Below are 17,229 nucleotides of genomic sequence, written 5' to 3'. Positions count from 1 at the left end.
CTTATAAAGAACTTGCAGTTTAATTACTTTTAGCAGGAAGATCAGTTTAAAGGTATATCCTTTAAGAATCTCTCACTTAGGCTTTAAAGTGAGTTTCGCATAAGACATCATATAAGTCTTTTAGCCATTTAATTATATCTTTCAAAAAGCATAGCGTATTTTTTGGACGTTACCTAAGGACAGGGCTATAACGCCATCTGTCCGTTTCTGTTTTTATAAAAGGCTCTTTTATTCCTGAAAAGGAATAGAATACATATTTTTTATTATGTCAACTCCTGTTGTAAAACCAGAAACTTCCTTGCGCTCTAATAATACCACAACCTTAACCAATATTACAATATTTTTTATTATTTTATTAAAATATTAAGCAAGTTGCATTACCGTTTTTAAATATTTTTCTACTTCACACTGTTATTTGTAAATATTGACCATATTCATCATTAATCGACATCAATCTTTCTATATATCATTTTTCTTGCATTTTTTATTCAATTTTCTCTTGATAAGCGTCTGCTTAATCACTTGCGTGAAATAAATAATCGAACAATATTCTTTATTTTTAATTTTTTTTAATAAAATACCTGCTTTTAATTTCAAAAAATTGTTTTAAATAAAATAATTTATAGTATACTTATAATAGAAATTTTTATCTGGTATGCTTAAAATGCCCAATTTTGAAAATCAGCTTTTATTTTTAATCAGATGTTTTTTAAGCAATTTAGTATATATAGATTGGTGGTATAAAATTGATAGACTTAAACAATTATAAAAACGTTCACTTCATCGGCATAGGCGGCGTAAGCATGAGCGGACTTGCAGAAATTCTCAAAAGCAAAGGCATGCATGTAAGAGGCTCCGACAATAAAGCTTCTTCTCTTACAGAGCATTTAAAATCCATAGGCATAGACATTTTAATAGGCCAAAGCTACGAAAATATCGCAGATAATTGCGACCTTGTAGTATATACCGCAGCAGTGAAAGAGGATAACCCCGAGATGGTATCGGCTCGGGATAAAAACATTAAAATTATCGACAGGGCCGAGCTTCTGGGGGTTATTATGGGCTGTTATAAAAAGTCCGTCGCCGTATCGGGAACCCACGGAAAAACAACGACGACGACCATGATTTCAAAAATACTCCTTGAAGCCGAAAAAGACCCTACCATAAATGTAGGAGGCATCTTTAAGGCCATCGGTTCTAATTTCAGGGTTGGAAATTCTGATTTTTTTGTTGCGGAAAGCTGCGAATATTTTGACAGCTTCCTGAAATTTTTTCCTTATGTGGGCATAATCCTAAATATTGATAAAGACCATACAGATTATTTTAAAACCATGGAGCAAATGGAAGCTTCTTTTAATCATTTTGCGAAAAACATTTCAAAGGACGGCTGTCTTGTTATAAATACAGGCATTAAAAACTTTGACTCCATTATCGACAATGTGGAATGCCAAATAATAACCTACGGAATTACAGAAGGAGATTATCAGGCAAAAAATATTATATTTTCCGAAGACGGAAAGCCTGCCTTCGACATTTATTATAAAGATTCCTTCATAAAAAGTATAAATCTTGATGTAACGGGCCTTCACAATGTGGAAAACTCTCTTGCTTCTTTTGCCGCATGTACTTTTCTTGGGCTTTCTCCTGAGGAAATCGCAATAGGCCTTGAAAACTTTGAAGGGGCTAAAAGGCGTTTTGAATTTAAAGGCTCCTTTAACGGCATAACCATTATAGATGATTATGCCCATCACCCTACGGAAATCGCCGCAACCCTTTCCGCCGCAAAAAAATTTAAGCATAATAAAATATACTGCATCTTTCAGCCTCATACCTACAGCAGAACAAAGGCTCTTTTAGACAGATTTGCAGGCGCCTTTGAAGATGCAGACGCAGTAATCGTCACGGATATTTATTCTGCCAGAGAAACCGACACCTTAGGAATCCATTCTATGAATCTTGTCGAAGAAATCAGAAAAACCGGCAAAGAAGTTTATTACTTTAGTAGTTTTAAAGAAGCAGAAGATTTTCTCCTTGAAAAATCTGTCCCCAATGATATGTTGATAACTATGGGTGCCGGAGACGTATATTTACTGGGCGAATCACTTCTATTAACAGGTTTATCCACATTATCCACAGAAAATTGATTTTCACTTATGAACCCTTTATTACAAGAAATTCCTCTTTTAATTTTTTTGAATACACGGCTCAAAGCCTTATTCTATCAGGATTTTATTATTCCATGTTTTTAAGGTTTTTTTGAAAATCAGCATCTCTTATAAGCTTTATATTAAATTTTTAATAAAACTTTGTTAATAACTCTGAAATTTCCAAAATACTTATTCACAGAATTATCCACAGAATGAAATTTCTGTGGATAATTTTATGTGTATGCATTAAAATTACGTTTCTGATACATTCGGCTTATGGTATACTTATAGGAGAAATTATTAAATGAGGTTTTATTATGACAGAAATTAAATTAACGACAAAAAAAGATTATACCGTTATACTCAACGGCTTTATAGACCAGCATATGCCCTATGCTCCGCCGGCCTATTCCTGCATTTACATCTATGCTTTAAGGAATATGGATGTTTCCGGTGAAAGCATTACAAATCATGCCCTTGCGGAAGTTTTCAGGCTTTTGGAGTCTGACGTAATCAGGGCGTGGGAATACTGGGAAGAGAAGGAATTAGTGAAAATAACGAAAGAAAATAATGAATTTCGTATAGAATTTCTTCCTCTTTCTTCCGGGGAAGAAGAAAAGATAGAAGACATCATAAAAACCGCTCCTTCCTATTCCCCTAAGGAATTAGAGCTTTATAAAAGCTCTTATGAGGAAATAAACACCCTTTTTGCTTCGGCAGAAAAAATACTGGGCAGGCTTTTAAACGCCAAGGAATTAAGCACCCTCTACAGCTTCTATGACTGGCTCAGGCTTCCTGTGGATCTTATCATATACATGCTTGAATACTGCGGGAAAAATGGCCATAAACATATGAATTACATAGAAAGTGTCGCCATAGACTGGGCAGAAAATAAAATAGACAGTATTGAAAAGGCAGAAGATTATATTGATGCCTTCAATAAAGACTACAGACAGATTCTTAAGGCTCTTGGCCTAAGCGGAAGAAACCCGGCTCCCATAGAAACAGAATACATGGAAAGATGGCTTAAAGAATACGCAATGCCTCTGAATATCATACTGGAAGCCTGCGGAAAGACAGTGCTTGCAACCGGCAAGGGGCAATTTGAATATGCCGAAAAAATCATAAAAGGCTGGAAGGACGAAAATGTTCAAACCATAGAAGACATAAAAAGACTTGAAGATGAATTTAAAAAGAAAAACCAAGGAAAAGAAAAACCTGCACCAAATAAGCAAAACCAAAGGGTCAATCGTTTTGCAAATTTTAATCAGAGAAAAAGAGATTATGAAACCCTCGAAAAAATGGAAGCAGAGCTTCTAATGAAAGGGCTGAAGGATAAATTATAATGGATAATAGTAAAATTTATAAGGATATTTTAAGAGATTACGACAGATTAAGGCAAGACGCAGGAAGGCTTTTAAATAAAAGAAAAGAAGAGGTCTACGAAGCCATTCCCCGTATCAGACAAATAGATGAGGAGCTTACAAAAACTGGCATTTTAATTACGAAATATGCTCTTTCGGGAAATACCGATGCCATTGCTGAGATAAAAGCAAAAAATCTTCAGCTTACGGCCGAAAAAAGAGTTCTTTTTGAAAACAGCTCTTTTCCTAAGGATTATCTTACGAATATTTATCAATGCCCCAAATGCAATGATACAGGATTTGCAGAAAATAAAAAATGCTCCTGCTTTTCCCAGAAGCTCATAGAAAAATTTTATCTTATATCAAATCTTCATGAAGTATTGGAAAGAGAAAATTTTGACACTTTTGATTTTAGCTTTTATTCCGATGAGAAGGATCCCAATGAAGGCCTTTCCCCCAGGAGCAAAATGCAGGTAATTTATCAAAAATCCATGGAATTTGCCACGGATTTTGAAAATAAGTTTGCCAATCTTCTATTTTACGGAAATGTCGGCCTTGGCAAAACATTCCTTTGCAATTGCATCGCAAAAGACGTTTTAAACAAAGGAAAGACCGTTCTATACGCAACGGCAGGCCATTTATTTAAAACCATAGAAGACGCAAGGTTTAACCGTGATGAAATGGAAGAGCCCGACGAGCAGGTAAATTTCTTTTATACTGTAGACTTATTGATTATTGACGACTTAGGCACAGAATTTGACACCCTTGCCACACAAACGGCCTTATTTAATATTATAAACAGCAGAATACTTGAAAAAAGGCATACAATAATTTCTACCAATCTTTCCGTTGAAGAACTTGAAGCAAAATATACCGAAAGACTTATTTCAAGAATCCAGGGAAGTTATGCCTTCTGCAAGTTTTTCGGCGATGATATCCGAATGATTAAGAAGTTTTATTATAGCGGAAGATAAAAAACCTATAGCCTTGGCGTAAGAAAACAGAGGATTTTAAACTTTTTAGCAGCTGCAAATGTATTAAATTTTAAGGAAAGCTTTTATTCTGATAAAATCTTGTTTAAAGTAAATTTATTATGAAGAAGCGGCAAAAGCCTATTCTCAGTAGGCTCAAAAACACGGATTTCCTTCTGAAACAGTACATTTTTGAGCCTGTGTGAATATATGGCTGCTGCTGTTTAACTTTAAATTTACTATAAAGCCCAAAAGGCTTTATACGAAAAGGACTGCTGCAAAACAAATTTGCAGCAGTCCTTTTTTCTATTTTACCATATTGCAGGTTTAACATCTTTCGGCAATGGATTCGGATAAGTTTCTCCGTCAAGCATTTCAAGCCAAGTCTTCTTCGCTTCTTCAACAAGCTGAGGGTTTGTAAGATATTCATATGCTGTTGCTGCCATTACCTTAGCCGCAAGGAACATTCCCTTATGGGCGATGGAGGATTTGCCTTGGGCGACTACCTGCCATGAATGGCCTGCTGTTCCTGCTGCCCAGCATACGGTATTTACTTGACCTGTAGGAACTACCCAGCTTACGTCACCAACGTCTGTAGAGCCGCCGGAGCCTGCCTCTGATTTATAAGGGGCAAGAAAGTCGAACAAAGGCATTTCCAGAATTTTTTTGCTTTCAAGTTTACCTACAAGCTTTTCCGCGGCGGATTTCAAATTAGCCTTATCTAAATCAGTAATAACCTCTTGGAATTTTTTGGCGTATTCGATTTCTTCATCAGTATATCCGATCGGAAGGAAATGGTCCATATTGGCGTCAAGCTGTTTTGCTATTGAATCGTTTCCTATGTAGTTTGAATATGCGGCAACCTGCCTTATGTCAACTTTTGTCTGGGTCATAAGGGCAGCGCCTTTTGCAATATCGTTAACTCTTTCAAAAAGCTCTTTTACCTGGGTTACCTGTGGGGCTCTGATGGCATAAAGAACCTGAGCTTCCGCCTGAACAACGTTTGGCGCTGTTCCTCCGGGATTTGTGATGGCATAATGAACACGGGCTTCATCTATCATATGCTCTCTCATATAGTTAACCCCAACGTCCATAAGCTCTACCGCGTCAAGAGCAGACCTTCCCAAATGGGGTGCTCCTGCGGCGTGGCTTGATGTGCCGTGGAATGTATAAAATACTCTGAAATTCGCAAGAGAGCCGTTTCCTACGGTTCTGTTTACTGTTCCCGGGTGCCATGTAAGAGCGATGTCACAGTCATTAAAATAACCGTCTCTTACAAGATATGCTTTTCCGCCGGCGTTTTCCTCTGCAGGGCAGCCATAATAGCGGATGGTTCCGGGAAGGTTATTTGCTTCCATATATTCCTTTAAGGCAACCGTAGCTGCAAGCGCCGCTGTTCCAAGAAGATTATGGCCGCAGCCGTGGCCTTCGCCGTTTTTCTCAACGGGGCAGTGTTTGGTAACGTCGGCTTCCTGCGAAAGACCGGATAAAGAGTCGAACTCTCCTAAAAATGCAATAACAGGTTTTCCGCTTCCGAATTCCGCAATGAAAGCAGTTTCTTCTCCCGCTAAATCGGCTTTAATGGAAAAGCCCTGATTTTTCATATAATCCTGCTGGAGCTTTGATGATTTATACTCTCTAAAGCGCGGCTCTGCATAGCCCCAAATTTCATCGCTTATGGATATAAATTCATCTGCGCGTTTTTCTATTAAATCTGATATAAAGCTTCGATAGTCCATAATTCCCTCCTGATTGTAATAAGGTATAGTAAATTTCTTATAAAGAAGTAACAAAAACCGAATCACTACGGATTCAAAAATACGGATTTCCTTTGGAAACAGGACATTTTTGAATCCTCGTACAGTCAATTTGCTTTTACACCGCCGTAAATATTTGGCTTTAGGGAATATAAAATAAAAGAAAAGTAAATTGACAACGCTTCTATTTCATATGAATTCAAGAAATATACAGTTTTATTACTGTTTAACTTGAAATTTACTATATATATCCGCCTACTGTTCATAATTAAGTTTATCATAATGTATCAGTATAGTAAAGCAAAGCATGACATCAACATATGGAATTGATTAGATATTTAATATTAAAGAATTATCTTTAACAGCATATCCGCCGTTCCCACATTATAGCCGCTGATGGCAAATATGGAATTCAGCTTATTTCTGCTTGCGATAATTAAAGGAAGCCTTTCAGGGTCCACATATACTCTTCTTGCGGAGGTTTCGCAATTGGCAAAGCCTTCATCTATACAGTAATTAATATTGAGTTCTTTCATAGCCTTTGCAATAAGACTGTTCTGTGCCGCTGCTGCTTCCTTAAGAATAAAAAGAAGGCTTACATCTTTTTCTAAAAATGCTTCTTTATGCTCTATAAGCTCATTTAAAATATGCTGGCTGGGCTCATGGTTTTCCTGCAGCCAGAAAAGAATATTATTGTTTTCTGACAAAAGGCTTGAAACATCCATTTTATTGCCCTTATGGCCCTTAACTTTAAAGTCCCCTACTTCTACATGGTTCAGCATATCCTCTATATTGGCAGGGCGGAGAGAAAGCTCGATTTCCTTCTTTTCACCGGGGTTTATGGTAAAGGTATGAATCCTAGCTAAAATATCGCCGCTTGGCAGCCTGTTTCCTGTGATGACTCTGTAGAAGCCGCTCCTAAGGGGGATATTGTCATAGTTAATGTCCATGTTTCGGAAGCGAAGGCTTTTAAACTCCCCGTCTTCAAGGACCCCAATAGACCAGTTTGTATTATATGCCCAGTTTATCCCTTCTTGCAGATTGATTTTAAGGGCACAGTCTTTTATTTCACCTTTTTCAACGGCATGGAACTTTCCGTCTTGATAATACTCGTTTACGATAGTATCCGGAGCAATAACAGAAGGAATACCAAGGCTTCTGCAGATGGCGGTAAATAAAAGCTTTTTCCCTATAGGGTTGGCATTTTTTATGGTCAATGCGCCTTTAGGGCTTACGATAATATTGGGAAGCTCCTCATCTTCTCTGTAGGAAATATTTTTCTCTATATAATGGCCTATTGCCAAAGGATTTTTTCTGAAGGTTTCTTTTTCCTCTTCAGAAAAGTAATTGCAGATAAATTCTCTGTAATCTGTCAAATGCTCAACATATATCCTTGGCGCTAAGATATAGTTTATAAATATCTCTTCGTCGTAATCATTTTTATATTGCAGCGCATGAGATAAATGCTTTTGAAGGATAGAAGCTTCCAAATCCACATAATCCTTTTTATTTAAGGTCTTTAAGAGCCTTCCTGCGTATCCTGTTTCATCTTCATTTAAGAATTTTAATAGTTCGTCTTTGTTGCCCTTTGCCATACAGAGAATTTCTTCAAGCTCTTTTTCGGAAAGGCCTTCGTAGGCCTTTAAATCAGAAGGCGACGGGGCAAAGCCCTCTTCCTTTTGCCTTCTTTTGTTAAGGGCATTGCTGGTCTTTTCTTTATGCCTTAAGATGATTTCTTCCGAAAGCTTTTGAACCTTGTTGCCCGGATCTACAGGAGCATGGGTGTCAAATTCCCATATTCTTTCTTCCAATGTACAGGGAATGAATATAAGCTCTATATTTTCTTCTTCTTTTGTATTGATAAGCCTTTCCATATAGTTTCCGTCTTTGGATATATGGAGATGAATGCTTCCGAAGCCTGTGGTCAATTCTGCCTTTCCCTCTTTATCCGTATATAAATAATTAAGAGGCGTAAGCTCCATAAAATTAATGACTTCAAAGGATATTTTGGCCTTTTCTATAGGGTTTCCGTTTATATCCTTAAGTCTTACGGTGACTGTTTCCGCCTTTCCGTAGGCCTTCGTCAGGTTTAGATTATAAAGATGGCCGTCTTTTATGGCTTCTGTATCAGGGCTTAAACTTTTGTTGAAATAAAAGCTCCTGCTTTCTATAATCATTGCTCTTGAAGCCGCCTGGGTAAACCAGCCTCTGTCAAGAACCTCCTCCGGCTCACAGGCCCCGAGGTAATGCCATTTGCCGTCTGCCCATGCTTCTACCCAAGCATGGTTACTGTCGCAATGGGCCCATCGGGGCGTATAGACGGAGCGGGCAGGGATGCCTGCGCTTCTTAAAATATTTACGCCGAATACGGCTTCTTCCCCGCATCTTCCATAAGCACTTTTAATTAAGGAGGTTGGCGCAAGGGTTCTCATGTCTGTAGATTCATAAGTGGCTTCTTCAAAGCAGAAATAATTAATCTCAACAATGGCGTCGTACATGGATTTTCCTTTAATACGGTCCTTTATGAGATTGTAAAAATAGTCTCTGCTGCCATCAAGCTTTTCATTGTTTATTCTGGGGAATAAAACGTCGGAAAGAAAAATATCAAGGGGAATATCTTCTCCCCAAGGCATGGTTCTTCTTGTAAAAAACGCGTTTTCCACATATTTCATATAAAGCTCAAAAGAATAATCATAGATATCGCTCAAAGGAAGCCTTGTATAAATAAGCTTCACAGCATATCGGTATTCTTCATCGGAGATATCTTTTATTTTTTCGCTGATTTCTTTTATAAAAGGACCTACTAGGAAGCTTCTTTCTTCATAGGCCAAATCGATTTCATTTTTTAATTGGGCAGAAAATAACATTTTACACCTCTTGTCTGTTTTATATATAGTAAATTTCTTATAAAGAAACAACAAAACCTATTTATACTCGAATAAAAGTAAAACAGTAGCATTGTAAATTTGCTTTTCCTTGATTTTATGCCTTTTTAAAGCCTGTTCCATACTGCGGAAGAAAAGCAAATTTACTATACTATAGCCATAAGGCTTCCGGCGAAGCCGGAAGCCTTAGATACAATATTATTTTTATACTAAAGGCATGTTCCCACTATATAAGCGTGCAGATTAGCCAAACAAGGAAGGACGGCGACGCTATACTGGAGAGAAGTCTGCCAGGAGACGCTAACGCAGTATGGCGTAATAATGCACTTTTTGATGCCTGCTTAGATTTGTGGGAACATGCCCTAAAATTAGTATAAATGACAAGCCGCTTTATGGCCGTTTCCAAAGTCCTTCACAGGCGGGGCTTCCCTTTTACAGATTTCCATGCAGTCAGGGCATCTTGTATGGAAATTGCAGCCAGACGGAGGATTTACCGGGCTTGGAATATCCCCTTTGAGAATGAGCCTGTTTTGCTTCACCTCAGGGTCGGGTATTGGAACGGCGGAAAGAAGCGCCTTTGTATACGGGTGTTTGGGGGCTGCGTATAAATCGTCCCTTGTGGCTATTTCTACAAGCCTTCCAAGATACATAACGCATACTCTGTTGCTGATATGTTCAACAACACTTAAATTATGGGATATAAAAAGGTATGTAAGGCCAAATTCCTCCTGTAAGTCCTGCATCAGGTTTAAAACCTGTGACTGAATGGAAACGTCAAGAGAAGATACAGGCTCGTCTGCTACGATAAGCTTCGGATTTACGGAAAGGGCTCTTGCGATGCCGATTCTCTGCCTTTGGCCGCCGGAAAACTCATGGGCGTATTTTTCCATATTGTCACCGTCAAGGCCTACGATTTCAAGAAGCTCTCTTACTTTATCATATCTGTCCTTTTTGCTCATATCCGTATGGACAAGCAAAGGCTCGGAAATTAAGTCCTTTACTTTTATTCTCGGGTTCAAAGAAGAATAAGGGTCCTGGAAAATCATCTGCATGTTTTTTCTCAAAGGACGCATTTTATTATCGTCAAAATTTGTAATATCGGCTCCGTCAAAAATAACTTTGCCGGAGGTTAAGGGAAGGAGCTTTAAAACAAGCCTTCCTGTGGTGGATTTCCCGCAGCCGGACTCTCCAACAAGGCTTAAAGTCTCCCCTTCATGGATATCGAAGGAAATTCCGTCAACGGCTTTCAGAGACTGTTTTTTAGCCATAAAGCCTTTTTTTACTTCAAATTCCTTTTTTAAATCCTTTACTTCAACAAGGACTTTAGACATTATGCTTCACCCTCCTTGCTGTTTTCTAAATCCTTCATAAGCCAGCAGCGGCATTTTCTGATTTCTCCGCCTTCGTCAATATTAAATATGGGCGGTTCTTTTTCAACACAAATATCCATTTTCTTTAAGCACCTTGGGGCAAATTTACAGCCGCTAGGCATTTTTGAAAGGGTCGGAACGTTACCGGGAATAGATTCAAGCCTTTCGACCCGCCTGCCCAATACGGGGACGGAATTAATCAGGCCTTTTGTATAAGGATGCAAAGGAGATTTAAAAAGCTTCACAACCTCTGCTTCCTCTACGATTCTGCCGGCGTACATAACAACAACCCTCTGGCACATTTCCGCAACCACCCCTAAGTCATGGGTGATAAGCAGAATGCTCATGCCGTGGTCTTTATTGATTTGGCGCATCAGTTCAAGAATCTGAGCCTGAATGGTAACGTCAAGGGCCGTGGTCGGCTCGTCTGCGATTAATACCTGAGGATTTAAGCTCATGGCCATGGCAATCATTACCCTCTGATTCATTCCTCCCGAAAGCTGATGGGGATATTCTCTTACGATTTCATCTGCTCTTGGAATACCTACTTTTCGAAGCATTCCCTTGGCGATTTCCATCGCCTCATGCTTTGTTTTAGACGTGTGCTTCAGAATCGTCTCAACAAGCTGGTCCCCGATTCTCATAACAGGGTTCAGGCTTGTCAAAGGCTCCTGGAATATCATGGAGATATCCTGCCCTCTGATAACAGCCATTTCCCGCTCGGAAATATCCGTTATATTCTCGCCTTTATAATATACGGCGCCTTCCGTAATCTTACCTGGTGTATCTCTGAAAAGACGCATTATAGAAAGGGAGGTAACGCTTTTTCCGCAGCCGGATTCTCCCACAAGGCCTAATATTTCACCTTTATTAATGTGGAAGGATACTCCGTTTACAGCTGTCAGACGACTGTCCTTTGTAATAAACTCTGTTTTTAGATTTTTTAATTCCAATACTTTCTCAGCTGTTTGTGACATATTTATTACCTACCTTATTTTATTTTGGGGTCTAATGCATCTCTCAAGCCATCACCCAGAAGGTTAAAGGCAAGAACCGTCAAAAATATTGCAAAACCCGGAAAAAACACGACATGCGGCGCTGTACTCAAATAGGTCCTCCCCATACTGAGCATTGCTCCCCACTCTGCGTCGGTGGGTTTTGCCCCCATTCCAAGAAAACTAAGAGAAGAAGCGGATAAAATAGCCGTACCGATTCTCATAGTATAATTTACAATCATGGTTGAAAATGCTCCGGGAAAAATATGTACGAATATAATTCTGGAGTTTTTAACGCCGATAGAGCGGGCTGCCTCCACATAAAGGCTTTGTTTCAGGGCAAGCATCGCACCTCTCATGATTCGCGCAAAAGAAGGCACACCGAATATGGCAACGGCGATAATAACGTTTTGAAGCCCTGGCCCGATTACGGCAACAATAGCTATGGCAAGGATAATATCTGGAAATGAGAACATAATATCGCATACCCTCATAACGATTTTATCAAGAAGGCCGCCGAAGTATCCGCTGACAAGGCCTAAGGCCGTTCCGAAAACGGCGGCAAAGGTAACAGCCGAAAGAGATACAGAAAGACTGAGCCTTGAACCTACAATAATTCTTGAAAGAATATCCCTTCCAAAATCGTCTGTTCCGAAGGGGTGAGCCGAGGTAGGCCCTGAAAGGACATTTGCATAGTCAAATTCTGACGCTCCGTAAGGAGCGAGAAGCTCTCCGCATAATGCCATCAGCAGCAAAAGCACAATGAACACTGCTGCTACAACGGAGGTTTTCCTCCGCATAAACTTTTTCATAAATATTTTAAAGGGACTGTTGTCGTTCAAAAGAAGCACTCCTTTTCAGTTTTCTCAGAAAATTTGCTTCGCAAATTCTAATGATGCTATTAAAGCAGTATCATTAGCCCGACATCTTTCGGGTTCAAAATGGCAGTTCAAAAAACTTAAAGGCAATTAAGCTTTAAAGCTTCATTACCCAATCCGCAAAACCTAATTATACCGGATTTTAGGATTAAGAACGCCGTAGAGCACATCAACTATAAGATTAATCATAATAAACTGGGTGGAAAATATCATAAGCTCCGCCTGGATAACCGTATAATCTCTGAAATTGATTGAATCTATCAAAAGCCTTCCAAGGCCGGGAATACTGAATACGGTTTCTACAATAACAGAGCCTCCCAAAAGAAAGCCGAACTGAAGGCCTATTATGGTCATAACCTGTATCATTGAATTTCTTAAAGCATGTCTTGAAATTACTTCTACTTCATTAAGGCCCTTTGCACGGGCAGTCCTTATATAGTCATTTCTAAGTGTTTCTATCATTTCGGAACGGGAAAATCTGGCTATCATCGCCATGATTCCTGCTCCTAAGGTAATAGACGGCATAATATAACTTCTCAGGCCTTCCATGCCGCCTGTCGGAAGCAGCCTGTATTTAACCGAAAGTATCTGTATCAGCATAAGACCTGTCCAGAAGGACGGAAGGGAAATCCCTGTTACCGCAATAAGCATTCCCATATAGTCGGGCCATTTTCCTCTGAAAACCGCCGAAAAAATACCAATTACAAGCCCCATTACAAGAGCCCAGCCCATAGACATAAACGCAAGAGTTATAGTTGGTTTATATCTTGGAAAAAGCATATTTGAAACCAAATCCCCCGTTTTAAGTGATCTTCCCATATCGCCTGACAAAACATTTTTTATATAATTAGCATATTGAACAGGCAAAGGGTCGTTAAGACCGTTAAGCTCACGAAGGGCCTCAACCTCTTCCAGGGTTGCATCCTGGCCTGCAAGAAGCCTTGCCGGGTCCCCCGGAATAAGTCGTATAAACATAAAAATAACAAATGAAACAACAATCAATAAAGGGATTGTCTCAAGCAATCTCTTCAATACATAGCGCCCCATTGGCCTGCTCCTCTCTACCGCTTTGCTTAAAATGTACAGTCAATTTGCTTTTATTCCGCTGCAAGTATTTGGATTTAAAGCGTATAAAATTAAAGAAAGGCAAATTGACAATATCGCTATTTCATATTAATCCAAGTATCTATTGTAAAATTAATATAGTAAATCAAGTTAAAAGGTATAGTAATAATTTTATGATAAAATCTTTGCTTCAATAGCTTTATGGCGATTACTATATCTGAATTTATCTTATACGCTGCGAACTTAAAAAGGATACAAGCATAAGCCTGTAAATTACATTTAAGTTTTTTACCAATAAAATTCAGTTTCATCTTAAATTAATTTACTATACTTCCTTTACAGCCTTTACGGGAGGCCAAAGCCTCCCGTAAGGACTTGTTATAAATAATCATGAAGGTAATTCAAATAAGTCCGTTAAAGATTTAAGCCGAAAAAACTGAAACCATCAATCTTTATTTAACGCCTACGACTCTAAGGTCAAGACCGCTTCCGGAAGCACCTAAATTAGCGCCTGTAATATAAGCCTGTTTTGCGATAATTGTCTGGTCGATTCCCATAAACATCCAAACTGCATCGTCCCATATAAGGTCCTGTGCCTCTTTGTAATATTCATACTGGTCTTCGAATGTAGTAGCTTTGTTTCCGTTTGCAATCGCCGCGTCAACTGCAGGATTATTGTAATAGTTTGTGTTTGCGCCTGCAGGAGGAACCATTTCAGACTGGAATGTGCTTCTTACAGCGTTATCCGGGTCTGATGCAGACCAGCTAACATACCACATTTCAAGCTCTGTAGTTTCAGGTGTAGTATCATAAACCTTTGTTGAAAGGGTACCTTCTTCCATAGGCATAACTTCGATTTCAACGCCTATAAGGGAAAGCTGCTGGTTAATGAAGTTCATACCTTTAACTGTTTCTGTTTCTGTGTTTCCCCAGATAGTAGCTTTAAATCCATCTGGATATCCGGCTTCTGCAAGAAGGGCCTTCGCTTTTTCCACATCATATTCATATGGATCATGATCTGCGTAGAAAGGAAGAACAGGAGAAAGCGCTGAGTTTAATGGTGCGCCGTAGCCGCCCTTTACAACTTGTATGTATGCAGCTTTATCAATAGCGTGGTTTAATGCTTTACGAACCCTTACGTCGTTGAAAGGCTCTTTCAGCTGGTTCATGGTTACGTATCTGCAAACTGTAGAAGGTTTAATTTCAGTTACGATATTGGTATTGTCTTTAATCTTCTCCATCATTTCATTAGGCATAGGGAAAATAATGTCTGCTTCGCCTGTTTCAAGCATAGCAACTCTTGAGCCGTTTTCAGGAACGAATTTATATGTTATGCTGTCAACGCCTATCTGATCTGCATTGCGGTGGTCTGGGTTTTTAACGATTGTCATATGGTCGCCTTCAACCCACTCTTTGAAAACAAAGGGACCTGTTCCGATAGGATGTTTTGCAAGGCCTGCTTCATCTTCTGTGATAGCCTTAGGAGACATAATCTTGAAAGCCTCAAGTCTGCTTAAAAATGCCATGTAAGGGTCTTTTAAAGTAACGGATATGGTATATTCATCTATTACTTCAACTTTTTCAGTGGTATTAAATGTTCTTGCATGACGAAGGGCCTTGGATTCGTCCATAACGCGGTCAATATTTACTTTAACTGCCTCTGCGTTAAATGGCTCGCCGTCTGTAAACTTTATGTCCTGTTTTAAATAGAAGGTATACGTTTTTGCATCATCAGATATCTCCCATTTTTCTGCAAGACATGGCTGAAGCTGAAGGTCTTTGTCGTATTCTACAAGGCCTTCCATCATGGTTGCTATTGCGCTGTTTGATAATGAGTCTCTTCCGGCATGAGCATCCATAGTGATGAAGTTGTTGTTTACTGCTATTACGATATCCTTGTCATAAGCTACAGTGCTTTCGGGAGCCTTTGACTCAGCAGGAGTTTCTGCCGGTTTTTCAGATGAAGTAGCAGGAGCAGACTCACTTGGAGCAGGCTGCTCAGCACCCTTTCCACATCCGGCAAGGAGGAAGACCGTGGCTAAAGCCAGTGCGATACCCTTTTTAAATTTCATATAAGCATCTCCTTCTTAACTTTATTATTTATAAAAAACTTTAAGTTTTTTAACTGAGAAATAAAACCATGTACTGAATTTCAAGAAAAATATGTTAGCTCTGCCCGTAATCTTTATGCAAGCTGAAAGCAAAATCAGCTCTTATACGGTTTTAAAGAATTTTTCCGCGGCAAGCATTCCGATGCCCACGATGCTTGCGTTTCCTTCAAAGGTGGACTGCTTGATTTCAAAGGTATCCCTTAAATACTCACAGATGTAATTGTTGTAGTAAACTTTACATATTTCGTCATAAAGCTCCGGCGTATCGTTAATAAGATCACCGCAAAATATTACCGTATCGGGATTATAGGCACATACAGCCGTATCTACTGCCAAGGCTGCATAAGTAACAAATCTGTTTACGATTCTCTCGGCCCACTTTTCCCCCGCCCGGGAAACATCTAAAAGCTCTCCCACGGTTTTTACGTCTGAAAACTTACCGGCCTCTTCAAGAATAAACTTTTTGGCGATATTCGTCTGCATACAGCCTATTTTTCCGCAGGTGCATAATATTCCGCTTATGTCCTGGGTGATATGTCCAAGCTCACCGGCACTGTTGGTAACGCCTCTTAAAACATTGCCGTCTATAATTACTGCCGAACCAAGACCTGTGCCAAAATAAAGCAAAACGGAAATCTTTGAATTTTTGGCAACACCCTTATTGTATTCGGCATAGGCCGCCGATTTAATATCGTTATCGATAACGCAGTTTATCCCGGAGACTTCCTCCATAATAGACTGGAGTTTTACGTTCTTCCAGCCAAGCTGAGCGGAAAACATTACTTCTCCCGATTCGTTGTTTATAATGCCGGGAAGGGAAATGCCTATGCCAAAAAGCCGCTCAATATTAATTTTTTCATCATGAAATAAATTCCTGATTTTATCGTAGATGATCTCGCAGACAGCTCTTGGCTCTTTCTCAAGCCTTTTAGTATCATAGGTTTTAAAGGTAACGATTCTCCCCTTCTCATCTATAATAGATACTTTAAGGCTCTCACCGTCATATTCCGTTCCGGCGGTCAGTACGCATCTGTCTTTAAGGGTTATAAGCTTTGTTTTTCTGCCTAAGCCCCCGGAGGTTGAGCTTACTTCCTCCAGATAACCTTCTTCAAAAAGCCTTGACAAAATCCTTGAAACACTGGGTATGCTTAGCTCTGTCATTTCAGAAAGCTCAAGCCTTGTGACAGGATAGCTTCTTCTTACTGCGTTTAATATTGATTGAGCGCTGTTATTTTTCGCGCTTGCGTCCGCATATGACAAAACTAAAACCTCCATACAAGTAAATTTTTAGCATTAAATTTTTGTGGAATGTATTTTGTATATTATGCATATAATATACGCTATTATGGTTTATTAAAAAGGCATGTTTTACATCAATTATTTTTATGATGATAATAATATTATATTAGCGATGCTTTGTCAACAGAATAAAATCAACACAATTTACTTTACCTGTTTTTATTAGTATTTTACACAAATATACAAAATAAGCCTTTGTGCATTTCTTACAGTAAAAATAATCGGTGTATGAATCCTAAGGTCTTACAGCCATTGTAAAAAAAACGTAAAAAAAGCCTTTGGGATAAATCCCAAAGGCTTTTTAATGAAATAACCTTAAATTAGCGACAAAAATCTATTTTACTATAAGTATAGGCAAACAGCATTTAGCACTGTAGGCAGGGCTTT

At 39.0% G+C, this 17,229-nt stretch carries 11 protein-coding genes; 3 read left to right on the top strand and 8 right to left on the bottom strand.

Features of this window, described 5'->3' with window-relative positions; all coding sequences use genetic code 11:
- The first annotated feature begins 746 nt into the window (after positions 1-746).
- The 3 genes from murC (at position 747) to NBX03_RS01845 (ending at position 4,485) form a co-directional block, all read left to right on the top strand.
- The gene (gene murC, locus NBX03_RS01855; RefSeq protein WP_323373249.1) at positions 747-2,144 is read left to right on the top strand and encodes a UDP-N-acetylmuramate--L-alanine ligase; all 1,398 of its coding nucleotides are present in this window, start codon (positions 747-749) and stop codon (positions 2,142-2,144) included.
- A gap of 320 nt (positions 2,145-2,464) precedes the next feature.
- Positions 2,465-3,493: a DnaD domain protein gene (locus tag NBX03_RS01850; protein WP_250229084.1), complete on the top strand. Its 1,029-nt coding sequence runs from the start codon at positions 2,465-2,467 to the stop codon at positions 3,491-3,493.
- Positions 3,493-4,485 (top strand): ATP-binding protein, encoded by a 993-nt coding sequence (locus tag NBX03_RS01845; RefSeq protein WP_250229083.1) that lies wholly within the window; start codon positions 3,493-3,495, stop codon positions 4,483-4,485. The genes NBX03_RS01850 and NBX03_RS01845 overlap by 1 nt, the downstream gene beginning before the upstream one ends.
- Positions 4,486-4,793: 308 nt before the next feature.
- On the opposite strand, the gene NBX03_RS01840 is transcribed toward NBX03_RS01845, so the two are convergent.
- The 8 genes from NBX03_RS01840 to NBX03_RS01805 form a co-directional block, all read right to left on the bottom strand.
- On the bottom strand, positions 4,794-6,221 hold the full coding sequence (locus tag NBX03_RS01840) for a M20 family metallopeptidase (protein ID WP_250229082.1): 1,428 nt from the start codon (positions 6,219-6,221) through the stop codon (positions 4,794-4,796).
- Between the two features lie 362 nt (positions 6,222-6,583).
- Positions 6,584-9,106: a transglutaminase domain-containing protein gene (locus tag NBX03_RS01835; protein WP_250229081.1), complete on the bottom strand. Its 2,523-nt coding sequence runs from the start codon at positions 9,104-9,106 to the stop codon at positions 6,584-6,586.
- A gap of 386 nt (positions 9,107-9,492) precedes the next feature.
- Positions 9,493-10,455: an ABC transporter ATP-binding protein gene (locus tag NBX03_RS01830; RefSeq protein ID WP_250229080.1), complete on the bottom strand. Its 963-nt coding sequence runs from the start codon at positions 10,453-10,455 to the stop codon at positions 9,493-9,495.
- Positions 10,455-11,471 carry an ABC transporter ATP-binding protein gene (locus tag NBX03_RS01825; protein ID WP_250229079.1) on the bottom strand — a complete coding sequence of 339 codons (1,017 nt, stop codon included), beginning with the start codon at positions 11,469-11,471 and terminating at the stop codon, positions 10,455-10,457. The genes NBX03_RS01830 and NBX03_RS01825 overlap by 1 nt, the downstream gene beginning before the upstream one ends.
- A 14-nt stretch (positions 11,472-11,485) precedes the next feature.
- Positions 11,486-12,331, bottom strand: a complete 846-nt coding sequence (locus tag NBX03_RS01820; RefSeq protein WP_267134866.1) for an ABC transporter permease — start codon at positions 12,329-12,331, stop codon at positions 11,486-11,488.
- A 162-nt stretch (positions 12,332-12,493) separates the two neighbouring features.
- The gene (locus tag NBX03_RS01815) at positions 12,494-13,414 is read right to left on the bottom strand and encodes an ABC transporter permease (RefSeq protein WP_250229078.1); all 921 of its coding nucleotides are present in this window, start codon (positions 13,412-13,414) and stop codon (positions 12,494-12,496) included.
- 470 nt (positions 13,415-13,884) lie between these two features.
- Positions 13,885-15,504 carry an ABC transporter substrate-binding protein gene (locus NBX03_RS01810; RefSeq protein ID WP_250229077.1) on the bottom strand — a complete coding sequence of 540 codons (1,620 nt, stop codon included), beginning with the start codon at positions 15,502-15,504 and terminating at the stop codon, positions 13,885-13,887.
- A gap of 141 nt (positions 15,505-15,645) precedes the next feature.
- Positions 15,646-16,803 carry an ROK family transcriptional regulator gene (locus NBX03_RS01805; protein ID WP_250229075.1) on the bottom strand — a complete coding sequence of 386 codons (1,158 nt, stop codon included), beginning with the start codon at positions 16,801-16,803 and terminating at the stop codon, positions 15,646-15,648.
- Between the last annotated feature and the right edge of the window lie 426 nt (positions 16,804-17,229).

The organism is Anaeropeptidivorans aminofermentans (assembly GCF_940670685.1).
GTDB lineage: Bacteria > Bacillota > Clostridia > Lachnospirales > UBA5962 > Anaeropeptidivorans > Anaeropeptidivorans aminofermentans.
Note: the sequence above shows the minus strand (reverse complement) of the source record. Positions and strands in the feature narration are given on the sequence as shown.

Excerpts from the sequence above, each read along its gene's own strand:
- NBX03_RS01840 (WP_250229082.1), bottom strand. The coding sequence starts at position 6,221 with ATGGACTATCGAAGCTTTATATCAGATTTAATAGAAAAACGCGCAGAT.
- NBX03_RS01835 (WP_250229081.1), bottom strand. The coding sequence starts at position 9,106 with ATGTTATTTTCTGCCCAATTAAAAAATGAAATCGATTTGGCCTATGAA.
- NBX03_RS01845 (WP_250229083.1), top strand. The coding sequence starts at position 3,493 with ATGGATAATAGTAAAATTTATAAGGATATTTTAAGAGATTACGACAGA.
- NBX03_RS01850 (WP_250229084.1), top strand. The coding sequence starts at position 2,465 with ATGACAGAAATTAAATTAACGACAAAAAAAGATTATACCGTTATACTC.
- NBX03_RS01830 (WP_250229080.1), bottom strand. The coding sequence starts at position 10,455 with ATGTCTAAAGTCCTTGTTGAAGTAAAGGATTTAAAAAAGGAATTTGAA.
- NBX03_RS01825 (WP_250229079.1), bottom strand. The coding sequence starts at position 11,471 with ATGTCACAAACAGCTGAGAAAGTATTGGAATTAAAAAATCTAAAAACA.
- NBX03_RS01810 (WP_250229077.1), bottom strand. The coding sequence starts at position 15,504 with ATGAAATTTAAAAAGGGTATCGCACTGGCTTTAGCCACGGTCTTCCTC.
- NBX03_RS01815 (WP_250229078.1), bottom strand. The coding sequence starts at position 13,414 with ATGGGGCGCTATGTATTGAAGAGATTGCTTGAGACAATCCCTTTATTG.